The organism is Akkermansia biwaensis, assembly GCF_026072915.1.
Classification (GTDB): domain Bacteria; phylum Verrucomicrobiota; class Verrucomicrobiia; order Verrucomicrobiales; family Akkermansiaceae; genus Akkermansia; species Akkermansia biwaensis.
Genome location: NZ_AP025943.1, coordinates 2075529 through 2097878, shown reverse-complemented (window position 1 = coordinate 2097878; position 22350 = coordinate 2075529). Strand labels below are relative to the sequence as shown.

The 22350-nt window shown below is 56.0% G+C and carries 17 protein-coding genes; 9 read left to right on the top strand and 8 right to left on the bottom strand.

Features of this window, described 5'->3' with window-relative positions:
* Nucleotides 1-46 precede the first annotated feature (46 nt).
* The 5 genes from OQH67_RS08670 to OQH67_RS08650 all read left to right on the top strand — a co-directional run bounded on the left by OQH67_RS08670 (nt 47) and on the right by OQH67_RS08650 (nt 6455).
* Nucleotides 47-478 carry a hypothetical protein gene (locus OQH67_RS08670; RefSeq protein ID WP_215436872.1) on the top strand — a complete coding sequence of 144 codons (432 nt, stop codon included), beginning with the start codon at nt 47-49 and terminating at the stop codon, nt 476-478.
* Between the two features lie 209 nt (nt 479-687).
* Nucleotides 688-1053, top strand: a complete 366-nt coding sequence (locus OQH67_RS08665) for a hypothetical protein (protein WP_265145464.1) — start codon at nt 688-690, stop codon at nt 1051-1053.
* Nucleotides 1050-1883 carry a hypothetical protein gene (locus OQH67_RS08660; RefSeq protein WP_215436863.1) on the top strand — a complete coding sequence of 278 codons (834 nt, stop codon included), beginning with the start codon at nt 1050-1052 and terminating at the stop codon, nt 1881-1883. Before OQH67_RS08665 ends, OQH67_RS08660 begins: the two co-directional genes overlap by 4 nt.
* A gap of 260 nt (nt 1884-2143) precedes the next feature.
* Nucleotides 2144-3301, top strand: coding sequence for an efflux RND transporter periplasmic adaptor subunit (locus OQH67_RS08655; RefSeq protein ID WP_215436860.1), 1158 nt, complete (start codon nt 2144-2146; stop codon nt 3299-3301).
* Nucleotides 3302-3314: 13 nt separating this feature from the next.
* The gene (locus OQH67_RS08650; RefSeq protein ID WP_215436857.1) at nt 3315-6455 is read left to right on the top strand and encodes an efflux RND transporter permease subunit; all 3141 of its coding nucleotides are present in this window, start codon (nt 3315-3317) and stop codon (nt 6453-6455) included.
* A 74-nt stretch (nt 6456-6529) separates the two neighbouring features.
* Here OQH67_RS08650 and OQH67_RS08645 read toward each other — a convergent pair whose 3' ends face one another.
* The 3 genes from OQH67_RS08645 to thiD form a co-directional block, all read right to left on the bottom strand.
* A complete protein-coding gene (locus OQH67_RS08645; protein ID WP_215436854.1) occupies nt 6530-7912 on the bottom strand; it encodes an SLC13 family permease in 1383 nt (460 codons plus the stop codon).
* 206 nt (nt 7913-8118) lie between these two features.
* The gene (locus tag OQH67_RS08640; RefSeq protein ID WP_215436845.1) at nt 8119-8424 is read right to left on the bottom strand and encodes a hypothetical protein; all 306 of its coding nucleotides are present in this window, start codon (nt 8422-8424) and stop codon (nt 8119-8121) included.
* Between the two features lie 197 nt (nt 8425-8621).
* Nucleotides 8622-9413 (bottom strand): bifunctional hydroxymethylpyrimidine kinase/phosphomethylpyrimidine kinase, encoded by a 792-nt coding sequence (thiD, locus tag OQH67_RS08635; RefSeq protein ID WP_215436843.1) that lies wholly within the window; start codon nt 9411-9413, stop codon nt 8622-8624.
* Nucleotides 9414-9526: 113 nt separating this feature from the next.
* On the opposite strand from thiD, the gene OQH67_RS08630 reads away from it, so the two are divergent.
* Nucleotides 9527-9994 carry a hypothetical protein gene (locus OQH67_RS08630; protein ID WP_215436840.1) on the top strand — a complete coding sequence of 156 codons (468 nt, stop codon included), beginning with the start codon at nt 9527-9529 and terminating at the stop codon, nt 9992-9994.
* A gap of 7 nt (nt 9995-10001) precedes the next feature.
* Here OQH67_RS08630 and OQH67_RS08625 read toward each other — a convergent pair whose 3' ends face one another.
* Nucleotides 10002-11048, bottom strand: coding sequence for a tetratricopeptide repeat protein (locus OQH67_RS08625; RefSeq protein ID WP_215436838.1), 1047 nt, complete (start codon nt 11046-11048; stop codon nt 10002-10004).
* A gap of 175 nt (nt 11049-11223) precedes the next feature.
* Between OQH67_RS08625 and OQH67_RS08620 the strand changes: the two genes are divergently transcribed.
* Nucleotides 11224-11955: a hypothetical protein gene (locus OQH67_RS08620; RefSeq protein WP_215436835.1), complete on the top strand. Its 732-nt coding sequence runs from the start codon at nt 11224-11226 to the stop codon at nt 11953-11955.
* Nucleotides 11956-11977: 22 nt separating this feature from the next.
* Here the strand turns inward: OQH67_RS08620 and OQH67_RS08615 are convergent, their stop codons facing one another.
* On the bottom strand, nt 11978-13231 hold the full coding sequence (locus tag OQH67_RS08615) for a putative porin (protein WP_215436832.1): 1254 nt from the start codon (nt 13229-13231) through the stop codon (nt 11978-11980).
* Between the two features lie 117 nt (nt 13232-13348).
* Between OQH67_RS08615 and OQH67_RS08610 the strand changes: the two genes are divergently transcribed.
* A complete protein-coding gene (locus tag OQH67_RS08610) occupies nt 13349-13897 on the top strand; it encodes a DUF805 domain-containing protein (protein WP_215436829.1) in 549 nt (182 codons plus the stop codon).
* On the opposite strand, the gene OQH67_RS08605 is transcribed toward OQH67_RS08610, so the two are convergent.
* The 3 genes from OQH67_RS08605 to OQH67_RS08595 form a co-directional block, all read right to left on the bottom strand.
* Nucleotides 13842-15881, bottom strand: coding sequence for an Eco57I restriction-modification methylase domain-containing protein (locus OQH67_RS08605; protein WP_215436827.1), 2040 nt, complete (start codon nt 15879-15881; stop codon nt 13842-13844). The genes OQH67_RS08610 and OQH67_RS08605 overlap by 56 nt on opposite strands.
* Before the next feature lie 249 nt (nt 15882-16130).
* Nucleotides 16131-16487: a hypothetical protein gene (locus tag OQH67_RS08600; RefSeq protein ID WP_215711697.1), complete on the bottom strand. Its 357-nt coding sequence runs from the start codon at nt 16485-16487 to the stop codon at nt 16131-16133.
* A 149-nt stretch (nt 16488-16636) separates the two neighbouring features.
* Nucleotides 16637-17275 (bottom strand): hypothetical protein, encoded by a 639-nt coding sequence (locus OQH67_RS08595; protein ID WP_215720024.1) that lies wholly within the window; start codon nt 17273-17275, stop codon nt 16637-16639.
* Here OQH67_RS08595 and OQH67_RS08590 point away from each other — a divergent pair.
* A complete protein-coding gene (locus tag OQH67_RS08590) occupies nt 17259-22340 on the top strand; it encodes an RHS repeat domain-containing protein (protein ID WP_215711695.1) in 5082 nt (1693 codons plus the stop codon). The two genes, OQH67_RS08595 and OQH67_RS08590, sit on opposite strands and share 17 nt — an antisense overlap.
* The last annotated feature ends 10 nt before the right edge of the window (nt 22341-22350 follow it).

Genomic DNA, 22350 nt, shown 5'->3' with positions numbered 1-22350 from the left:
TTTAGAGAAGTTGATTGCATTTTAATTCAATCTCCAATCTCTTCTTATGCTCCATGTTGCCCACATCACAAAATTATCCGCATGGCTAGTTTCAGGAGGAATTTTTCTATCTGTCGCAAACGCCGAGGAGGAAGATACCGGCACTTTGCAAATTGAATCTGTTCCGGATGAATTATCCGCTGATATTCATATTACAAAAGAAGAAGGGAAAGAACCGCCCAGAAGCGAAGCTGAGGACAAAAAACGTACAAACCTGGGAATTGGGGAATTTGTGATACTCTCCCTGACAGGAAAACCTTCTCTCATAGGAGATGTAGAAAAACTGGAATGGGAAGTCATTTCCAATAAGGATATTGTTCATTTCATAGGAAAGCGAAAAGGTGTAAAAAAGGTCAAATTCCAAGTCAGTCCCTATGTCAAGGAGGGAGGAAATCTCACCATCCAGGTTAAAACATCCGCAAACCTGAAAAAACTATAGAATTTCAAGTCTTTCTGCCAAAGCAGGATAAAAATGGCCAGCAGCAGGTAACGGTACAGCATGCAAAAAATCCGAAGACAGGAAAACGCGGTTACGACGAATGGAATTTCGAAGCTTTCCCTACGGAAACAGGATGTTATGCGAAACTTGAAATTACCCTCCATCCTACCGATGTAAGTTTCAAGCACGTGGAAGTCAAGGAAACCCATTTGAAGAACATTCCCGATCCACTTCCCGAAATGGCGGATGAACACAAACCGTTGGTCATAGCTGCTGATGTAAACAGGAGAAACGTTTTTATTGATAACATCGGATCCCCTAAAACCATGAACCGTTGCAAGGATTTGCCTCAGGAATGGAGGTGGGTCAACAAGTTCAGTACCAGCCAATTTTCAGATCCAATCGTAGACATCACCACGCAAAAACAATATTTCCGCTTCGACTGGCCTGCCTCCAATGAAGAAGGCGTTACCATTAGAGTAACAAAATTCGGCCGTGGTGTCCAAAGGACGGCAATCAAGCTCCCCTATTACAAGCCGTCACGCAAACCGGAAACACTGACACAATTTTTATGACCCGACTCATCATCATCTTTTTTTCCTGTTTGGCAGGTGCCGGTTTAGTTCTCAGTACACCGGTAAAGCTGACTCCTGATGTGCCTTCTCCTCCCTATCCCCGGATTCTCAAGTCTCCGAAGAATATAGCTTTTCAACTAAACACATTGCTTGAGGAAGGAAAGCTGGAGGAGTTCTATCAGTCCGCATCCCGGGAACTGGCAAAGATAGATGATGAAGGTGAACAGGATCAAGACATGGAGCGTATCCAATCCCGTTTATGGTTTTTTTACTACGTCGCGGCAGCTCCGTTTTTTCAAATGGAGGAAAAACCGGATGAAATGATTTCCTGGTCTCATTCAAGATTACTGGATTATCTGACCAAAATCAGTGCAGTCCGCTATATGGCTTATTTCCGCAACGACGCGATAAACGGAGATACGGTCATTCCAACTACCCTGCGCGCCGAGTATTGTGCCCTGATTATTAAAGACATGCGTCTCTCCTACGATCCCGAGTCAGAGAAAAAACAACAGAAAAAGGGGGAAGAATTCATGGCAGACTCCCGGAATCTGATGAACAAAAAGAAATTGGATTTTCTGCAACTGCAGCGGAGGGAACGCCTGTTCCAGTACAAGCTGAGTACGGCCTCCAAAAGGAACGACATGGTCAAAAACAATATTCAACTGTTGGAAGAAGATTTCATTGCCATGCTGCTCCGCTCTTTTCCCGGCAATGCGGCCAAAATTAAAAAGTACCTGAAACAGGCCGGATACTTAAACAAGGAAATCCCACCGCTGCTTGACCGCACGGCAGGCCGTACGCCGAAAACCGCCTTTTTATACAAATAGGTCAGAATCAAACAGCAGCATCTTCCACGGCAAGATATTCAACATGGCCGGATAAACGTGAGCCTCATCGTTGCAGGCACCCCGCCATCCTGTGGTTTGGGAAGCTGGCGGGGGCCTTCCTCCCCAGCTCCTTCTCTCCGGCGTCCGTGATCTATCCGGCCGCATGATGCGGCCGAAATCACCCCTGCATGACACGGACGGCGCTGCCGCCCGGAAAGCCTTCTTTCAACAAAGGGACACCCGGACATGTCATTCACAGCATGGACTTGACACGCCTGACGGGCTCTATTTCCGTTTTTGCCGCCTTTCTCTCCCTGACCTGCCTGCTCTTTCCCGGCTGTAAAAAAGCGGAACGGCAGGCGCCTGAAATGCCCACGCTTACGTATGAACACCCGGTCGCGATGGACATTCCCGTCAAGGGAAGCTGGGTGGGCCATCTGGACGGGGTGGACAACGCCTCCATCGTGCCGCAGGTGACGGGCTACCTGCAAACGCAGAACTATTCCAACGGCGCCGTCGTGAAAAAGGGGGAAGTCCTCTTCCGGATTGACGATACCGTTTTCAAGGACCAGGTAACCAAGGCCCAGGCCACACTGGAACAGTCGCAGGCCCAGTTGCAGCAGTTGAATTACGACTTGCAGATTTACAAGCCGCTGGCGGCGGAGAACGCCATCTCCAAACAAAAATATGAAGACACGCGCCTGTCCGCCATCGCTGCGGAAGCCCAGGTGAGGGAGGCCACGGCCGCGCTGGAACTGGCCAAAAGGAACCTTTCCTACACCATCCTGTACGCCCCCTTTGACGGAATCGCCGGCATCTCCAAGACGAACATAGGCGACCTGGTCAGTCCGGAAAGCGGCGCCCTGGCCATCGTCTCCTCCGTGGACCCCATCCGCGTCAACTTTGCCGTCACCCAGCAGGAATGGATTCAGCAGGCGGGAAAAAACGGGGACGAAGGCATCCGCACGGACAGCAAGCTGGACATCACGCTCAAGGACGGCAGCACCTATCCGGAACAAGCCACCGTCGTGGCCATTGACCGGGCATTCAACCCCCAGACGGGAACGATCCGCGTGCAAGCCAACCTTCCCAACAGGGACTACCTGCTGAGGCCCGGCATGTTTATCATCGCCACGGCGCAGCTCGCCACCGTTAAAAATGCGCTGACGGTGCCCGCCAAGGCCATTCTTTCCACACAAGGCCGCTTTTTTGTGGTCACGCTGGATGAAAACAACCACCCCTCCATCGTCCCCGTGCAGGCCGGGACGCAGATCGGGGAGCGGCAGCAGGTCACTCCCTTGAAGCCGGACTCCCTCACTCCGCAGAGCAAAGTAGTCGTGGACGGCCTTCTCCAGGCGGAGGCGGCCACCCGGAATCCGGATGCGCGCCTGAAAGCGGTCCCTGCCTCCAACCAATAAGCCCTTTTTCACCATGGCCGACTTCTTCATCAAGCGCCCCATTCTTTCCTTCTGCCTCTCCATCATCATCGTCCTGCTGGGGGCCTTCTCCATTCTGCGCCTTCCCGTTTCCGAATACCCGGACATCATCCCCCCCTCCATCCAGGTGACGGCCACCTATCCCGGGGCCGACTGCGAGACGGTGGTCAAATCCATCGCCTCCCCCATCGAACAGCAAATGTCCGGCGTGGACGGCATGTCCTACATGACCTCCGTCAACACCAACAACGGGCAGATGAGCATGATGATCCTGTTCGAGACAGGCACGGAGGCGAACATGGACCAGGTGCTCTCCTACCTGCGCTACGGACAGGCCACCTCCCAGCTTCCGCCGGAAGTCAGCGAACTGGGCATCTCCCTGCGGAAAACCAGCGGGCTGCCCGCCCTGGTCATCAGCTTTTATTCCCCCAACGGAACCTATGACGGCCTGTGGCTGGCCAACTACGCCTACATCAATATGGTGGATGCCATCAAGCGCGTCCCCGGCGTGGGGGATGTCCAGGTCTTCGGCTCCGGCCGCTACGCCATGCGCATCTGGCTGAATCCGGAAAAAATGGCGGCCCTGAACATCACGGCCAGGGACGTCATGCTGGCCGTCCAGGCCCAGAACGCCGTAAATCCGGCGGGGAAGATAGGCGCCCAGCCCGCTCCGCCGGACCAGCAGCTTTCCTTTACCGTCAAGGCTCCCGGACGCCTGACGACCGTGGAGGAGTTTGAAAACATCGTGGTGCGCGGCCAGGGCAGCTCCATCGTGCGGGTGAGCGACGTCGCCCGCGTGGAACTGGGTTCGGAAACCTACAGCCTCAGCTCCACCGTCAACGGCATGCCGGCCGCCTCCCTGGGCATTTACGAAGCGCCGGGCGGAAACGCCATTCAGCTGGTGGACAACATCAAGGCCCTTCTGGCGGAAAGCAACCTGCCGCCGGACATGGATTACCTGGTTTCCCTGGATTCCACCCTGGCCGTACGCGCCGGGATTGAAGACATTGTCAGCACCCTGCTCATCGCGCTGGGGCTCGTGGTCCTGGTCGTATTCATCTTCCTGCAGGGGTGGCGCGGAACACTCATCCCGGCATTTGCCGTTCCGGTCTCCATCGTCGGGGCCTTCATCGCCTTCCCGTTCTTCGGCTTTTCCATCAATACCATCTGCCTGATGGGGCTGGTGCTGGCCATCGGCCTGGTGGTGGATGACGCCATCGTGGTGGTGGAAGCGGTGAAAAACCACATTTCCAACGGAGAAAAGCCCTTGCCGGCAACCATCACGGCCATGCGGGAAGTATCCGGCCCCATTGTCAGTACGGCCCTGGTGATTTCCTGCGTGTTCGTCCCCACACTGCTGCTCCCCGGTGTATCGGGAAAGCTGTTTGAGCAGTTCGCCGTGACCATCGGCATGTCCATCATCATTTCCGCCTTCTGCGCGCTGTCCCTCAGTCCGGCGCTGTCCTCCCGGCTGCTGAAAGGCGGCAATTCGGACACCATCTGGCTGCTGGGCCCCTTTTTCAACATGTTCAACAAGGGATTCAACAAGGCGCGGGACTGGTACGTCAACGCCTGCTCCTGGCTGATCCGCCGCATGTGGCTGTCCATTCTGCTGCTGGCCGCCATGACCGCCCTGCTCTTTCCGATGGCCAGGCTCATTCCCTCCGGCTTCCTTCCCAATGAAGACCAGGGCTACCTGTTCGGCGGCGCGGAACTGCCGGACAATACTTCCCTGAATGTCACGGAAAAAACCTCCGCGCAGATTGAACGGATCATCCGGGAAGACCCCGGCGTGGAAGTGGTCACCACCGTCAACGGCTTCAACCTGATCAGCAGCGTCCAGAGCTCCTCCAATTCCTTCTTCTTCATTTCCCTGAAGCCCTGGTCCGAACGAAAGGGACCGGACATGACGGCGGACGCCATCGCCGCCAGGCTGAAGAGCAAGCTGAACGCGTCAATTTCCTCCGGCATGGCCTACGTGGTTCCTCCCCCCCCCCTCCCGGGAGTGGGCACGTCCGGGGACGTCACCTTCCTGCTGGAAGACCGCCAGGGCATAGGCGAGGAATTCCTAGCCTCCAATACGTCCAAATTCATCGAGGCGGCCGGGAAAAGACCGGAAATTGCGGGCATCAGCAACTTCATGTCTCCGTCCAACCTTCAATACAATCTGAATGTCAATACGGAACAGGCCACCCTCCAGAACATGAACGTGGATGAGATTTATGCCACCATCCAGGCGTACATGGGGAGTACCTTCCTGAACAACTTCAACATCTACGGCCAGGAATGGCAGGTGTACATGCAGGCGGACGCCCCCTACCGGGACAGCATCGACAAGCTTTCCATGTTCTACGTGCGCAACAACAACGGAGACCCGGTTCCTCTGGACTCCGTCATCAACGTCACGCACGGATGGGCCCCGGAATTCCTGATCCGCCAGAATATGTTCAACAGTTCCCAGCTCAACATCACGCCGGCGGAAGGCTATTCCTCCGGACAGGTCATGAACGCCCTGGAAGAGGTATTTGCCCAGACGATGCCCGCGGGCATGGGCTACGGCTATTCCGGCATGAGCTATCAGGAAAAACAGGCGCAGCACGGCATCACCATCGGCATGATTTTCGCGGCCTCCGCCATATTCGTTTTCCTGATCCTGGCCTCCCTGTATGAAAGCTGGTCGCTCCCCGTCGCCGTCTTCATGACCGTTCCCATCGCCATTCTGGGCGCTTTCGCGGCGCTGTGGATTTTCGGCCAGCAATTGAACATTTACTCGGAAATCGGGCTCATCGTGCTGATTGCCCTGGCGGCGAAAAACGCCATCCTCATCGTGGAATTCGCCGTGCTGGAACTCAAACAGGGGAAAGACCTGCTCACCTCCACCCTAGATGCGGCCAGAATCCGTTTGCGGCCCATCCTGATGACCAGCATCGCCTTCATCATGGGCTGTCTTCCTCTGGCTCTGGCCACGGGCGCGGGAGCGGCGGCGCGGCAGGTGGTGGGCATCGGCGTGATCGGGGGGATGATTACGGCCGTCTTTATCGGCGTTTTCTTCATTCCCTCCTTCTTCTACCTGATCGCCAAACTGGCCAAACTGGACAAGAAAGCCGCCCTGGAACGGCAGGAAAAGGCCTCATGAAAAGGCTGTAGGCAACCACTCCCGTGTAAAACGGAAGGTCCCATGAAACCGGCCATATTCCCCTTCCGGCGGCGTTACATCCAGAATATCCAGGCCCAGAACGCCTTGACGAACACGAGCACCACATTGATCAGAAGGCCGACCTTGATCATGGACATCTGGGGGACTCTCCCTGTGGCGAAGGCCAGCGCGTTGGGCGGCGTGGATACGGGGAGCATGAACGCGCAGGAAGCGCCGATGCCTACCAGAAGCACCAGCGGCGTGGCGGACATTCCCATGGCGGAAGCCACCGTCACCATCAGCGGAGCCACCAGGGCGGCGCTGGCCGTATTGGAACAAAACTCCGTCAGGGACGTGATAAAAACGCTGATGATCAGCAGAATGATCAGAGGATTCTGCCCCATCGCCAGGTCGGAAACCTGGTTTGCCAGGAATTTGGCCGCGTCCGTCTGAACGAGAACCGTGCTGAGAGTAATGCCCCCGCCAAACAGGAGCAGCACGCCCCAGTCCGTATTTTTGGCAATGCCGCTCCAGTTGATGACGCCGCACAGGGGCAGCAGCACCACGGCGCACAGGGCAATCAGCGTATCCATGGAAGGAATACCGCCCAGCAGGGAGGAAAGAAAACCGCTGCCCATCCAGCACCCCGCAATCACAGCAAACAGGATCAAAACGCGGATCTGCTTTCCGTCCAGGCCGGAAGGCCGTTCCTCGTCCGTGGCGGGCGCCATATCCACGTGCAGCTTCAGGTTGGGCTTGAAAAACAGGTACATCAGGGAGAACACCAACACTCCGAACACGGCCACAATCGGCATCGCAATACGGAACCATTCCGCAAATCCCATGGCAAGCTCATGGGCCGCAATCGCATTGGGAGGAGAGCCCACCAGCGTGCCCATGCCGCCGATGGATGCGCTGTAGGCCACACCCAGTACGGCGAACGGAGCCGTGGTCTTGATTTTCTCTTTCGGAATGCGGTCCAGCAGGCCGATCACCAGCGGCAGCATCATGGCCGCGGTGGCCGTATTGGACATCCACATGGAAAGAAATGCCGTCGCCAGGAAAATCAGAACCAGGGCCATGCCCAGGCTTCCCCGCGCCACGGTCAGTATCTTTCCGGCCAGCCATGAATCTATCTTCTGCTCATGTAGAGCCCCCGCTATCGCAAAACCGCCGAAAAACAGGAAAATGGTGGGGTCCGCAAATCCGGCCAGCGCCCTGGCGCCCGGCAGAATGCCCATGAACATGGCCAGAACAGGCACCAGCAGGGCAGTCACGGTCACATGCAAAGCCTCCGTCAGCCACAGGATGCCGATGAACGTCAGCACGGCAAGGCCCTTGGCTACCTGAGGCTCCACGGGAAGCCACTTGAGCATGGCCAGGAAAAGAAGGGCATCACAGGCAATGATGATGTAATTGCGGTGTCCCTTGGGTTTGTCTGTCGTATCGTGGCGCATGGCGGAAAAACGGAATGATATTCCCCTCTATGTAGGGCCGCGAAGGGTGAAGCGTCAATACATTTTCCGGACAATTGCGCCCGGTGGCGCGAATATGCCCGGATGCGGAAGATGCCGCGGCACGCAAAAAGCCGCCGCGCATCAGGCGGGGCGGCTTGTTAAACCGTTTGATGGACGCACGGAGGCAATCCCTCCCGTACGGACAATTATTCAGCCGCGGGTTCGGCGGCTTCCTTCTTGGCAGCCGGCTTTTTGGCAGGAGCCTTCTTGGCGGCAGCGGCCTTGGGTTCCGCTTTCTTGGTTTCCGTTTTCTTCGCGTCAGCCTTCTTGGCAGGAGCCTTGGCCGCGGTCTTTTTGGCGGGAACTTCCTTGGCGGCCGGCTTTGCTTCCTTGGCAACGGGAGTAGCCAGGCGGATAGGCGTATTGGAATTCAACTTGGCCTGTTCCTTCTTACGCTTAAGGTAATCGGCACGTCTGCGGCGCTTGGTGACTTTGCGGATTTGCTGTCCCATAGTGATATTGCTATGATAATTACTAATTTTTGAAAAGCTCCATGCCATACATGGGCGCAGATAGGACTACCAATCCGGCATCCGATACGCAAGCACAAAGCGTTATTAGGGCACAGAAAGGCGGCTCTCCGATCCGCTCTTCAGCGGGTTTCCCCGCATCACGGCGCCATTGCCGCAAAGGCCGTACGGGAAAAAGGTCACCACAGCTTCAGCGCATCCACGCGCGCGGGACGCACCCAGCGCACATGGTCGCGGATGGCGGCGGCGATGAATTCCAGCCCGCGTTCCACCGCAGTCACGAGTCCGTCCCCCGCCGCCAAACGCGCGGCAATGGCGGCGGACAGGGAGCACCCCGTTCCGTGCGTGCTGACATCCCGCACGCGCGGACGCGTCCATTCCCCCAGCATGCGGCCGTCCGGCCCCGCAAGCACGTCGCGGCAATCCCCGGCCAGATGGCCGCCTTTCAGCAGCACGGGGCACCCGTACCGCAGGGCCAGCCTGGCGGCGGCTTCCGGCAATTCATCCCGCTCCGGATTGGAGGAGGAACGGAGCAGCACGGCGGCTTCGTCCAGATTGGGGGTCAGCAGAGCGGCACGCGGCAGGAGCAGTTCCTCATAAACGGCCACGGCCTCTTCCCGCATCAGGCGGTCGCCGGCCGTCGCGATCATGACGGGATCCACCACCAGGGGAATATCCGCATCCTTCAGCACCCCGTGCACGGCGCGGACGATGGAAGGAGAATACAGCATGCCCGCCTTCACGGCGGCAACGGGAAAATGTTCCAGATTGATTCTGACCTGGTCAGCCACCAGTTCCGGCTCCACTTCCTGGATGCCGCGCACGAGTCCGGGCACTTCCGAGACGATGCAGGTGACCGCCGTCAGCGCGAAAGCACCCATGGCGTGCGCCGCCTTCAGGTCCGCCTGGAGGCCGGCCCCGGCGGAACAGTCGGAACCGGCGATGGTCATCATTACGGGAATCTCGCTCATGCCCCTGTTTTTAATCGTGCGGGAAGACGTTGAACATTCAAAAATCAACCAGCGGCTCCCGACTGTCACAAATCCCTGTGGGAAAATGGCACAGGAATGCCACAATCCGGCCCATGACCCACGCCGCCTCATCCGGGGACGACCAGGAATTCTGGCTTTTCGTCCAGAACGCCCCGCTGCCTTCCGGGGAAGAACTCCAGCAGGCCATGTTCCGCCTGGACCCCTGTTTTCAACTGAACCTCTCCGGAGCTCCGGAAGAATCCCCGGACCATGTGCTGGAAGGCAGCTACCTGGATGAAGAAGGGGAACCCCAACTGGACGTGTTCTGGGTCATGGAGACGGAAGACGCGCGCAAAGCCTTCAAACGCGACCCTGGCGCCCTGAAAAAAATAGGAGACCGCATCAAAATGCTGCGCTTCATTCTGGAAGACGAATGCGCCACGGGGCATGTCTTTGCCATGATTCACGCCATTCTGGAAAACCGGAACGGGCTGCTCGTCATCCCCGACGAGCGGGGATTCGCCATTCTGGAACGGAAGGAAGCCCTGAAATTCCTGCATCAGGAAATTCAGGAAAACTGACTCTTCCTCATGGGGCGGAGGAAGGCTGGTGCCCTTCCTGCGGCGTCTGCCTCCGGCTATTCAGCTCAAGAGCCTTCTTTTTCCAGACTTCCGCCATGTTCGCATCCTGCCGGGTGCCTTTGCCCGTGCTGTAGCAGACGGAAAGCATCAGCATGGCGTTCACGTGTTCCTGCCCCGCCGCCAGACGGAGCCAGTTGAACGCCTTCCCCTCATCCACGGGAACGCCGGAACCGTCCAGATAAGCCAGCCCCACGATATACTGGGCATGGGGATCCCCGGCGGAAGCGGCCTGCTGGTACCATTTCAAGGCGCGCTCCATATCCTGCGCCACTCCCTCCCCCTTGGCGTAGATGCGCCCCAGATACATGGACGCCGCCACATCCCCGCCGTTGGCGGCCCTTTCCAGAAAGGCCAGCCCTGATGCCGCATCCTTGTCCAAGCCCAGCTTCCCCTCCATGGATGCGCGCCCCAGCAGGGACAGCGCGCCCGGATGATTTTCATCCGCCGCCTTGTGCCACAGTTCCAGGGCCTTGTTCTGGTCCTGATTGACGCCGTCCCCTTTGGAATACATCATGCCCAGCATGTACAGGGCATTTCCGCGCTGGCTGCCGGGCCGGGCCAGGCCATATTCAAACCATTCCCTGGCTGCGGCCGGATCACGCGTTACTCCGGTACCGTAAAGAAAAAGGGCTCCGATGACCGTCTCCCCGGAATAACCGGCTCCGGACTCCGCCACGGACTCGCACCAGGACCGGACATCCAGCGGATGAACCCAGCCGTTTTGCAGGCCTTCCGCATACAGGGAGGCAAGTTCGTTCAGGGCCTCCACGTGTTTTTTATCGTCTCCCCTGGCGCGTTCGGCCTCTGCGGAAGCCGCCTGAAGACGGTTTTTCCAGATTCCGGACTTTCCCGTGTCTGCGGAAGATTCAGCCTGTTTTTCCCCGTTCTTTTCAGAACGCACCGGTTCCTTTTCTCCTCCGGACGGCTTATTTTCGCAGCCGCACCAGAAAACAGTCAGGAAGGTCAGCAGACAGGGGAAAATCTTCTTCATCATGCGTTCACCATAAGGCAGCCGCCCACAGCTGCCAAGCAGAGAAACGACAGAAACGCCGTTTTGGCCTCGTAGTATAGCAAATAAAGAGCCAGCACCCGGAAAGCGCGCTGAGTTTCTTGCTTTTTAGCATTGAATATTTGTCTTCTTTCTGTTCTAACAGAGTCGTTCACCTATCATGAAAGCTTCTCCATGCCTGTATCTTCTGACATGTCTGGCCATGGCGTTCCTGGAATGCGCCTTTCACCGGGCCTACGCAGAAGAACGGCCTGTGAAATACATCTTTGAGCTGTCCGACGAACCCGTGAAAGTCCGGCCGGGGAAAATAGACACCAAAAGCGTTTTCTTCCCAAAATATGCGCGCGGCACCTCCCCGGAGGCGCTGAAGCGGCAGGCGGCCATTTTCCAGACGCCGGAGGAGCAGGAAGCGCCGGAAAACAAGGTTTCCATCAACATTCATATGAACAGCGACAGGGATGATGCGGATGGCGGCGGACTGACGGGGTACGAATTCAACCATTCAAACACCCAGGAAGGCATGATCATCACGACGGAGACGCCGGACGAGGAAGCCTGGCTGAATGACGGAGACCCGGACAGCCCCTTCTTCCACACGCCCCGTTCCGCAACCAATACGGAAATCCGGGAAATATCGGCTCCGGCGGACGTTTGGCCGGCCTGGAATGAAGAAGAAGTAAATTTAAGCATGAATCTTCCGGAATCGCCCCCTCGCCCTTTTGTGATCCGTCCGTCGCCGCAGGGTTCCTTCCGAACCATCATCAAATCCTTCAACGGAGAGGTTTTTGAAACGGAACCCAAACCGCTCCATCCCGTATGGGATGATCTTCCCCCCGGGTACGTTCCCATTCCCGCACTGCCCGCCTACCAGCCCACTGCCTTTAAAAACTGAAAAGGGCGTTTCTCCCGGGTCTTCAGAACTTGAACCGCATGGCCCCGTAAAGGGACCATCCGTTAAAAGCCTTGGCCGTAGCGGAATCCGTATGACTGGTGACGTATTCCAGCCCCAGCATCAGCTTTACCGTATCAATGGACTCCGGGCACAGATAACAATTCAGGCCCAGGTAAAAGGAATTCATGCTGTCCACCCATGCGGGATAGCGCGTCACGGAAGGGACATAACGGCTGTTCAGCCGCACGGAGCCGTCCCCAAAGGAACATTGATACTGAAAAACGCCTTCGAAATGCGGAGAAATCCGGTAAACCGGCTGTAAAACGAGTCCGTACACATTCTTGGCTCCCGGTTGTCCCACGATTCCCACCCCGGCCAGCAAATTGGCCATCACGGCCAGATTACCGCGCTTTGCGTCCCAGCTCAGAGAAAACACATCCTGCGCACCGGGCCCCTGGTAATCGGAACCGGAGGCAATCTTCCTGCCGCGCCATTCCGTAAAATTATGGGCGTACTGGTATCCCAGGCTCTGGGAATCCCACATGGGGGAAGCCACATTCCACTTCATGGCGACCAAAGCGAACACGTTATCGTCGGAATGGAACTGGATTTCATCCGTCAAATCCGTTCCGTTCGCATTCAGGTACACGCCGTAGGAATGATACAGGCTTTTAGGATTCCTCTGGAAATTGGCTTCAAATCCCCAATTGGAAATGGGAATCAGTTCATTGCAGATGGCGGACCTCTCCACCGTCTTGATCCGGGAGGAAGGAAGGCAATACTCCGAAGTCAGGTGCGGGGTCAGCTTGCCGGCCCGCAGCTTGACTCCGGGCAGCGTCTTTTCCAGATAAAGTTCATACAGGGACCATTCCGTATGGCTTCCCGTCCACTCTCCGCGCACTTCACGGTGGCGGCCTTCCAGGTCCCCCACGTTCGTCAGGTTCGACAGGCGCCAGGAGCCGTCGCCCAGCAGGATGTCCGCCCCCAGATAGGCGCGCCGCCATTCGCTGTTATGGCCCCCGGAATCCGGACAAAACCTGTTGGAACCGTTGGGGCTGACGGCCGCCGTCTGATACTGGCCGATCAGGGTCAGCTTCACCTTCCGGATCCAGGAGGAATCATCCCGGTACAGAACGGGTCCGCGGGCGAGAGCTCCGCACCACGGGGGAGAAGGGGATTCCCGCCCCTGCATGGCCGGAATACCGGCATCCGCCGCACTCAAAGCCGCGTACCAGCACGCGCCGAACAGGCAATTCCTCAGGCAAACAGGCATCATGATCGGATCAACTCAGGGTTGCAGGACGCACACCATACGGGGATGCTTTTGAAAATCAAGTCCCGATCTTCCGTTTGCCATTGCCGCCTCCCCATGACATGTGCTATGAATGGGAAAATGATGAACGCTCCAACCCGCCCCTCCCTCTGGCAAAACTTCATCCTGTGCCTGACGAAAAAATATGCCGACTTCTCCGGCAAGTCCTCCCGCCGCGAATTCTGGGGATTCAATCTGTTCCTGTTTCTCGGCGCCTTGTTTTTCTCCTTCGCGGGAACCATATTGACCCTCGCGTCCCTGCCGTGGAAGGAACTTCTTGCCACGGACAACCAGGAAGTATTCCACGCCATAGCCCAGGAACACTTCATGTACTTCATCATCACCATGCAGGTCGTATTCCTAGCTATTTACCTCCCCTTCTGGAGCGCCATCATCAGAAGGCTCCGCGACGCCGGATTCCATACGGCATGGGGGTACGGCTACATGGCGCTGGGAATCGCCGGCCTCATCAAATGGATGGTTTTCGACCGCTTCCGGTACAGTATGGACGGCAGCATGGACACGACCACCCTGTTTCTGGCCGTCGTGGGAAATGTCTGGTTCCTGCTGATCGTCATTCTGGCCTGTTTCCCTTCCCGCCCGGAGCCGGAGAAACTGCCTGAACAATGACCTCCCTTTCTTCGGCGGAAATACCGTAAATCCTTTCAATAAGCTCATTCATACGTTCATCCCACTCCGGGCAATAATGCCCGGCAAGGGCATCGGAAAGCCTCTCCACTTCCGCAACCGCGGAGGCGGAAGGCACATGGACGGGCGCGCTCAGGATGGGGGCCGTATCCATCTGGAAAAAATCCCCCTGCATCTTGCCGCGCAGGCGGAACCAGAAATGCATCAACCGTGAATTGAACAGGGCGGCAAGATACTTCATGCTCAGGCGCTCCGTGCGTATCACATTGAATGACATCATCACATAGGCCTCCCGTTCCGTATAGGTGAACGTGGGCCGCGCGCACTTGCGGGCAGCCAGTATCTTGGGACCCGGCAGAAAAAACGCCTCCTTTCTGGGCCAGTGCACGTGGTAATACTTCATGCGCCCCATGCGGGTCTCCCGCCTGGACTCCATCAGGGGGCGGAACTTTTCCAGATGCCGGATAAGCGTCCGTGCCCGCTCGGAGCCGTTCTCCGGCGTCAGGTACAAAAGAACCTTTTCCGGCTCTTTCAAGCCATACCGCTCCGCCAGCACGGGTTCATAAAGGGGTTTGAGAAAACACCGCTCCCGTTCCGGCAAACGGGTGAAAAACTCCCGCGGCACCACGAACACGCCTTCCCCGCGCCGGATGCCGGAACTCCGCACTATTTCCGGGGGCAGACTTCCCAGGGCGCGGGAGGAAACCACGTCCGGGTTCGGCACGATCCCCTGCGCCATTTCGTGCAATGGGTTCAGCTCAAAATTCCTGAGGACCTCCATCTTCTCCAAAACCACCTTTTCCGCGGCGGAACAGAAAAACAGGCCCTGCTGCACACAACCGGACCGGTCTTCCGGCAACTGGAAGCACTGGTAAGGGGTGTTTTCCAGAAACTCTTCCACATGTTCCGACTCTCCGGAAAAACGGCGGTATTCAGGGACAAGAGCTTCATCCCCGGTTTTTTTCCTTTCCGCCAGAAGCGCCATGGTGTGAACCCGGGCGGACTCAAACACCCGGCAGGCTCCGAAGTCGGACAAGCGCAGCGCTCCACATTCCTCCAACAATTTCCGCCGCAGTGGCACCGCTCCGGCATTGGCCATCCATTTGTTGGGCACCACCAGGTGCATCACCCCGCCGGGTTTCAGAACATCCATGCCCAGGCAGGCGAACACGTACCAGTAATCCATGCGGGAAGAACAATAAGCGGACATGCGGGAAGCCTTCAGCCTGTCAAAAAGCTCCTTGTTCCCCTTTTCCCCAATAAAAGGAGGATTGCCTATAACCAGGTCGAACCCTCTTTCCTTCATGACGCGGGCCAACACGTTCCGCCACACTCCGGCACCGAACAGGTCCAGGCTGTCCCCGCAGATTAAATGATCGCGGAAAGGGGCGTCATCACCCGCGGCAAGCAAGGCGCAGCGGAAACGGAAGCGTGCCACGTCCAACGCCTCTGCGCAGACATCCACCCCGTAAATATGATCTTCTACGGCCGCGCGCACCAGGGCGGCTTCCGAACACTCCGGTTCCAAAATCTTTCTACGGCGGACAAGTTCATGAAGAATCCCCATGGTGAACGCCCCGGAACCCGCGGACAAATCCAGCACCCGGATCCTCTTCAACAGGGCTCTTTCCGCCTCCCTGCCTTTTTCATGGCTGGCGGACAAAGCGGAATCCACCCAGCGGGAAACCGCCTCCCGCGCCATCCAACGCACCAGGAACCTGGGCGTATAGACCGTCCCGGTTCCACGTGCATCCGTCATGCTGCGCTCCAGCAAATCCCCCAGAACGGACGGAGTAACGGCACAGTCCTCATCACCTTCCCGCAGGGAAAACGGAAACCCTTCCGGAAAAGAAAAATCATCCTGGCCCCCCTGCCCCAGCAAACGCCTCATCAGCGCCCGCTTGAACACAAGCCACGTTCCGGCCTTCCATCCCGCCCCGCGTCCCGGAACCGGACACCCGGCCATAAAGCAATCCTGAACGCAGCCTTCCTTCACTCCCGTATTCGTACATTACTCCGGTTCTCCAGGCAATCAAAAGAGGAAGGCTGCTTCACTTGGCGACATCCCGCAGGCATCTTATTCATTGACGCGCCCCGCCGGGATTTCAGCCGGCCCCACATTCAGGATTTAGAAAACAAAGTTCTTTCTTTCGGAATCACGTGTTAGGAGTCTTTCATTGGAATAGCCGATAGTTCTACATTGTCTGCAAATCACTTAACAATCCTGATTTACAAGACAATGAACAATACCGACAACACCCTGGAACCCCGCTATCCCTTTGTTCCCATGTTCGCCAATGGCCTCCCGCAGGCCGACTTCTACGTCAACGGCATCACCGCTCCCGTTCTCATCTCCCCTCGCTCCGCTTCCGATGACACTCGCCATGAATGGACCGGGTACCTCAAGATCATGAAACGCGGTACCTATTTCCTCTCCCTGGATGCCGATTCCTCCATCTCCCTGTCCATTCCCTTCAAGAATGTGGAACTGACCAGCGAAGCAAAGGACCTTTCCGTGAAGCCGGAGAGCGTCGTGCTGGAACAGGGGTATTACTGGTGCCAAATCGTCCATGAATACCACCCCGCCCTGGGCTCCGGACAGGAGTTCTGCATTGCCGTTCTTTCCGACAAGGCGGAGGCGCCCGATATCAATTCCTACCTCGACCCCAATGTAACTCCTCCAGACAAGGAAGGGGAGGAAGTTATCACCCTGGTCAATCTTTATCGGGATGAAGAGGATGAGGGTACTTCAAGCAGCTCTTCGGAAGGGGGAGGGTTTGATTTTGGGTTTGATCCCAAGTCAAGCAGTTCCAGTTCCAGTTCCAGTTCCAGTTCCAGTTCCAGTTCCAGTTCCAGTTCCAGTTCCAGTTCCAGTTCCAGCTCCAGTTCCAGCTCCAGTTCCAGCTCCAGTTCCAGTTCCAGTTCCAGTTCCAGTTCCAGTTCCAGTTCCAGCTCCAGTTCCAGCTCCAGTTCTAGCTCCAGTTCTAGCTCCAGTTCTAGCTCCAGTTCCAGTTCCAGTTCCAGTTCCAGCTCCAGTTCCAGCTCCAGCTCCAGCTCCAGTTCCAGCTCCAGCTCCAGCTCCAGCTCCAGTTCCAGTTCCAGTTCCAGTTCCAGCTCCAGTTCCAGTTCCAGCTCCCTGTCTTCTTCCTCCAGCGAACCGCCCACTGAAGAGGAACCATGCCCCTGTCCCTGCTCCTGTGATGAGGAAGGAGACGAAAACTGCGTCCAGCAGCAGCCCACTCCGGGCGACCCCGACGATGAACAGGACTGCCAGGGAAATGCATGCATCAATCCTTCCTCTCCAACAGGACCCACACCCCCCGCTCCGGCCAGGTTCATGCGCATGGCGCGATCTTCCACTCCCCTTACCCCCAGCTCCAACAGCGGGCCTGCCCTGCGCTACAACCACCCCATGGCATGGAGCGCCTCCTTCTCCCAAGACGAACGGCGCGTCACCGTCAAGCGTCCCTCCGGAAGCCATATCTATTTCAAGGCAGAAATGGGAAGTTCCGAGGCTTCTCCCGTCGGCAGCTCCAGGAAACTGAGCTATCGCGTACGTCTGCTCAACCAAGACCTCACTCCCAATACCCAGGGTACTCCCGCCTACATGGACATGGTGCTTCCTTCCGGCATGAGCCTGCGCTTCTCAGCAGCCACCGGAGAGGTTGTCTCCGTCACCAGCTCCTCGGGCAACACTATGTCTGCCGAGGAGTATGCCCGCAAGGTCCAAGTGGCCTACAACCCGGACGGCTCTCTCAGCAGCGTCTATTCCCGGGCTCAGGGGCTGATGCGAAGCATTCCCGGAAACAACAGCCTTGCCCTGGAGTGGTACGCTCCCGGGAATGTCTCTGCATCCCATGATGGGGAATTTGTGGTTACCGGAGAGCCCTACAAGACGGCCCTTTATGAGACTTCCATGGAGAATGGGGTAAAAGTGACTTACATCACCAATCAACGGGTCGGGCAGGAACCGCACTTCATCGAACGGCGGGAAGAAGGCAACAAGGTAAGCATCATCAAGGGAGAGGGGGATGAGCGCATCGTGCGCACGATTGAACGTAACGCCCTGCCCGGCTCCAAGTGGGAGCGCATTGAAACTATCAGGGGCATCAATGATTCCCAGCCTTCCCGCAGTACACGCACAGTGAAGAAGTATACCGACGGGGGATGGCTGACCATCAGCAGCACGGAAGGATACAATACTTCCAGTGAACAGACCACCCTCTACACGTACAACGACCAGTTCCGCGTGTCTTTGGAAATCAAGCCCAACGGAGGCTACACGCGTTATGAATACGACGACCAGGGCCGGGTAGTTTTGCAAGCAACGCCGTGGGCTGGAGGAGGAGAGCGAGGAACACGTACCACCTACGCCGATCTGCGCTTCAATGATTTCAGGCCGGCAATGGAAAAAGAAGTGATTATCGCTCCGGACGGCACGGAAACCGTTCTGAACCAAAGGAGCTACACTTATGAAGACAGCCCCGAAGTCAACCGCACGACAGTGACCGAAACAGCTTTGGGTTCCGACCAGGTTCACACAAGCGTCTCGGAAACCTACGGAGAAGCAGCGCAGTACCCTTATGCCCGGGGGAGACAGAAGATGAGGCAGGGTATTGACGGAGTGCAAACCGTCTATACCTATGAAGCCGCCTCCGACCATGGAGCCGTTCACAAAGTGATAGAAACTGTGCAAGCTAATGGAAGCATTGTTCCCGGCCAAAGTACCAAAAGTGTGCAATACATTGCCGAAAACGGCACGACCACAAGAAAAGAGCAGTATGTCCACACGGGAGAAGACTGGTCATTGATTTCCACGGAGGACTATGAATACGATGCCGAGCTCAAGCGAATCAAAACGACGAAGGGCAACGGCCGCTTCAGCACGACGGAATGGATGTGCTGCGGTCCCTTGACGGAAACCGACGAGGATGGAGTAGTGACCACCTATGGCTACAACTCGGCTAAACAACTCGTGGAAACCATCCGCTCGGCAACAGAAACCACACCCGAAACGATTGTATCCTACACGAGAGATGCCGATGGAAAAATCATTTCCACGCGCTCTGATGTCGGTGCCCTGGCAACAATTGAAAGCACCGAATACGATGATCTGGGAAGAGTTGTTTCCCGAACGGATAACTTAGGCCGCATAACACGAACCGGATATAACCAAAACCAGCTCATTACAATAGAAACACGACCTTCCGGCGCTACTTTGACAACTAAAAAGTATTACGATGGTTTTACTCTCTGGCAGGGTGGAACCGGCCAGAGGGAAATCGAAACCCAGCTTGAGTTGACGCAAGAAGGCATCCTTACCACAACACTGTCTCAAGGAGCAGTTCTTTCCCGAGTTCTGCAAAATGGCTTTGGAGAAACTATCAGGCAGGAACAGCCCCATGCCAAGGGAGGCTTTACAACCACGTTCCACTTCTATAATGACAGGGGTCAACTCATCCGCACCCAAAAGGAAGACATGGCGCCCGTAATCACCGTCTATGATGCCCTGGGCCATACGATGAAACAGATCGTCCTGCTAGACGAGCTTCATCCGGAATCCCCCGCAAAGAATAGGATATCGGAAAGTTCTTCCTGCTACCGCATCCGGGAAGAGGGAATCTACGAGGTTGAATCCTCCACCTTCTACAATGCCCAGGGGTTACCCCTTATCCAGACTACAGAAACCATGGTTTCCAGACTGGACCCCGTATTGGAAAGCAAGAAGATTTTCACTGACGTATACGGACAACAAAGTATCCAGTGGGTGGAGTACACCGCTCCCTCCAAGCGAACCCAGTACAGTCAAATACCAACCTCAAACATTACAGCCACCGCTGTCGTCGTAGACGGATTTACAATAAGCCAAACCGATTACGCCAACATCCGTTCCTCACAACAGCGTTCCTATACCACCACGGGTACTATTCTGAAAAAAACCGACGGACGCGGCAACACCACCATTACGGAGACGGATCTTGCCCAGCGTCCGGTCAAAGTCACTGATGCTGCCGGCAATGTTACCAGAACCAGTTACCATCCCTGCTGTGATGCTCCCGCCTGCATTACTGACGCATTGGGGGGAGTCACTTGCTATTCCTATGACATTCGCGGACGAAAAACGGCGGAATACGGCGATGCCATCCGGCCATCCTGCTTTGCTTATGACGACAGCGACCATCTGATTGCCCTGACCACCTTCCGGGCGAATGAGGAGAACATCACGACCGATCCTTCCAACCGTACTGACGGAGACACCACCACATGGATGTATGACGTAGCCACGGGAATGGAATTAAAAAAAACGTATGCTGACGGATCCTGCGTTCTCAAAACCTATGACCGGTTCAACCGTCCGGAAACGCTCGCCAAGGCACGAGGTATCGTCACAACGTACACCTATGCTCCTCTTACCGGGGAACTTCTTTCAGTCAGCCACAGTGATCATACGCCGGGATGGAACTTCACTTATAATCATCTGGGGCAGATGACCTCAATCACCGATGCTTCGGGGTTCAGGGAAGCCTCCTACGACGCTTATGGCAGATTACAGCAGGATGTCTCGTTTGGTAGCGTGGAAAGCTGTATCCAAGAAGATTTTGACGCCTTCGGACGTCCCTGTGGGTACCGTCTGATGATCGGCACGAGCACTGTGCAGCACTCTCATCTTGACTATGACCGGAAAGGAGTCATTATTAGAATGAATCTGGAAGATTTGGACATTCCCTTTACATGGGAATACGAAGAAACAAGCGGATTCGTAAAACAACTTTCCTATCCCAACGGCATGGTCCGCAAGAATACCTACCATCCCACGCTCAACCTCCTGGCCTCCATCGGTTACGAAGACTCCAGGAATGGCGATGCCTTGGCTGACTACGCCTACCGCTACGACGAGCTGATGCGTCCGGTGCAAAGACAGGATTCCCGGGATGGGGGTACGCCCGCAACAACGAGGGACTTTTTTTACAACAGCCGCAGTGAACTGGTAGAAGACCGGATCGGTCAGGATGGGAGCTTCACGTACCAGTACGACAACATCGGCAATCGCAAGACCGCCCGGGAACTGGCAGAGGAACTCTCGTACGAAGCTAACCGGCTCAACCAGTACACGGAGGTGGGCAGAAACGGCGACCCGTTCACGCCCACTTACGATGCAGACGGCAACCAGACTAGGGTCCAGACATCCAAGGGAATCTGGGATGTAACCTATGACGCCAACGACCGCCCCATTACCCTGGCAAGCAAAGACGGACGAACAATCATTGCCTGCGGTTATGACGCTCAGGGACGCCGCTTTGAGAAAAAAGTCACCGTTGACGGAACCCCCCGCAGCCATACCTGCTATTTGTACCGGGGCTATCTGCAGGTAGCCGAACTGGATATGATGCATCCCGAACCCGTGCTAGTGAAGAGCCATTTGTGGGATCCAACGGAACCGAGAGCCACGCGCCTCCTGATGACAACATGTTGGAAGAACAATGGAATGGAGATGGATGAACATTTCTACTGCATGCATGACTTGCTGAAGAATGTTACTTCTATCTTCGGCAGCCAGCAGGAAAGAAGAGCCCTTTACGACTACGCCTCCTTCGGCACGCCCCTCACAATCCAGGGAGACATGGCCGAGGCCAACAAAATCCGTTTCTCCAGCGAATACATGGATGAAGAATCGGGGCTCATCTACTACAATTACCGCCATCTCAATCCCTGGGACGGCAGGTGGATTAATCGCGATCCGGGAGAAGAAAATAATGGGATTCATCTCTACAGATTTGTTGACAATGCAACGCCTGTTCGATTCGATTATCTGGGACTGTTTGATTGGAACCCGTTCGGACCTACCACAAGAACCTTCACAATTACAGAAACGGAAAACAAAATCCAGCAGTCGTTCTCCTTGATTTGCACGGAGGATACAACCCAGACTCTGGAAACGGTCAAAGCATCTTTAGGTGCTGATTCCTTAGGGTTCACGTATACTGAAGCCCAAACCCTATTTGGAGAAATTGATTATACCAGTTCCCTGTCGCTTACCAAGACAGGCCCCAATACTGTACTTGCAAGCTTGACCAAGGCTACGTGGAAATGTACGGAGGATACTTCAATTTTTGTAAGCAGACTGACAAATCCCGGGAACCCCCAACCACCATTGTGGGGTACGGGAGTCAATCTTACTGTTGAAGATGCAAAAATTCTATTTGAAGCAAAATACTCAAACGAAGCAATGGCTATTGGGACCAGTATCAATGTATTATGCTCTGGAGGATGGAAGTGCATGGCGGGCATTGAAGCAAAGAAAACTCCAAAAGATACAACCTACAAGGCAACATTGGGCGTTGAATACGGGAATTTTCATGCAGGCGCCACTTTTTCCGGAGATACCGGAGCCGCAGGGGTTGTGGGTTATCGCAGAACATGGTAATATACTGATA

Bases quoted from the DNA above. Each gene is read 5' to 3' on its own strand.
- OQH67_RS08600 (WP_215711697.1), bottom strand. From the start codon at position 16,487: ATGGACGATTTGGCACCAGTAATACCCCTGTTCCAGCACGACGCTCTC.
- OQH67_RS08630 (WP_215436840.1), top strand. From the start codon at position 9,527: ATGACCCACGCCGCCTCATCCGGGGACGACCAGGAATTCTGGCTTTTC.
- OQH67_RS08645 (WP_215436854.1), bottom strand. From the start codon at position 7,912: ATGCGCCACGATACGACAGACAAACCCAAGGGACACCGCAATTACATC.
- OQH67_RS08650 (WP_215436857.1), top strand. From the start codon at position 3,315: ATGGCCGACTTCTTCATCAAGCGCCCCATTCTTTCCTTCTGCCTCTCC.
- OQH67_RS08610 (WP_215436829.1), top strand. From the start codon at position 13,349: ATGATGAACGCTCCAACCCGCCCCTCCCTCTGGCAAAACTTCATCCTG.
- OQH67_RS08660 (WP_215436863.1), top strand. From the start codon at position 1,050: ATGACCCGACTCATCATCATCTTTTTTTCCTGTTTGGCAGGTGCCGGT.
- OQH67_RS08605 (WP_215436827.1), bottom strand. From the start codon at position 15,881: ATGGCCGGGTGTCCGGTTCCGGGACGCGGGGCGGGATGGAAGGCCGGA.
- OQH67_RS08625 (WP_215436838.1), bottom strand. From the start codon at position 11,048: ATGATGAAGAAGATTTTCCCCTGTCTGCTGACCTTCCTGACTGTTTTC.
- OQH67_RS08655 (WP_215436860.1), top strand. From the start codon at position 2,144: ATGGACTTGACACGCCTGACGGGCTCTATTTCCGTTTTTGCCGCCTTT.
- OQH67_RS08670 (WP_215436872.1), top strand. From the start codon at position 47: ATGCTCCATGTTGCCCACATCACAAAATTATCCGCATGGCTAGTTTCA.
- thiD (WP_215436843.1), bottom strand. From the start codon at position 9,413: ATGAGCGAGATTCCCGTAATGATGACCATCGCCGGTTCCGACTGTTCC.
- OQH67_RS08615 (WP_215436832.1), bottom strand. From the start codon at position 13,231: ATGATGCCTGTTTGCCTGAGGAATTGCCTGTTCGGCGCGTGCTGGTAC.
- OQH67_RS08620 (WP_215436835.1), top strand. From the start codon at position 11,224: ATGAAAGCTTCTCCATGCCTGTATCTTCTGACATGTCTGGCCATGGCG.
- OQH67_RS08590 (WP_215711695.1), top strand. From the start codon at position 17,259: ATGGCGCGATCTTCCACTCCCCTTACCCCCAGCTCCAACAGCGGGCCT.
- OQH67_RS08640 (WP_215436845.1), bottom strand. From the start codon at position 8,424: ATGGGACAGCAAATCCGCAAAGTCACCAAGCGCCGCAGACGTGCCGAT.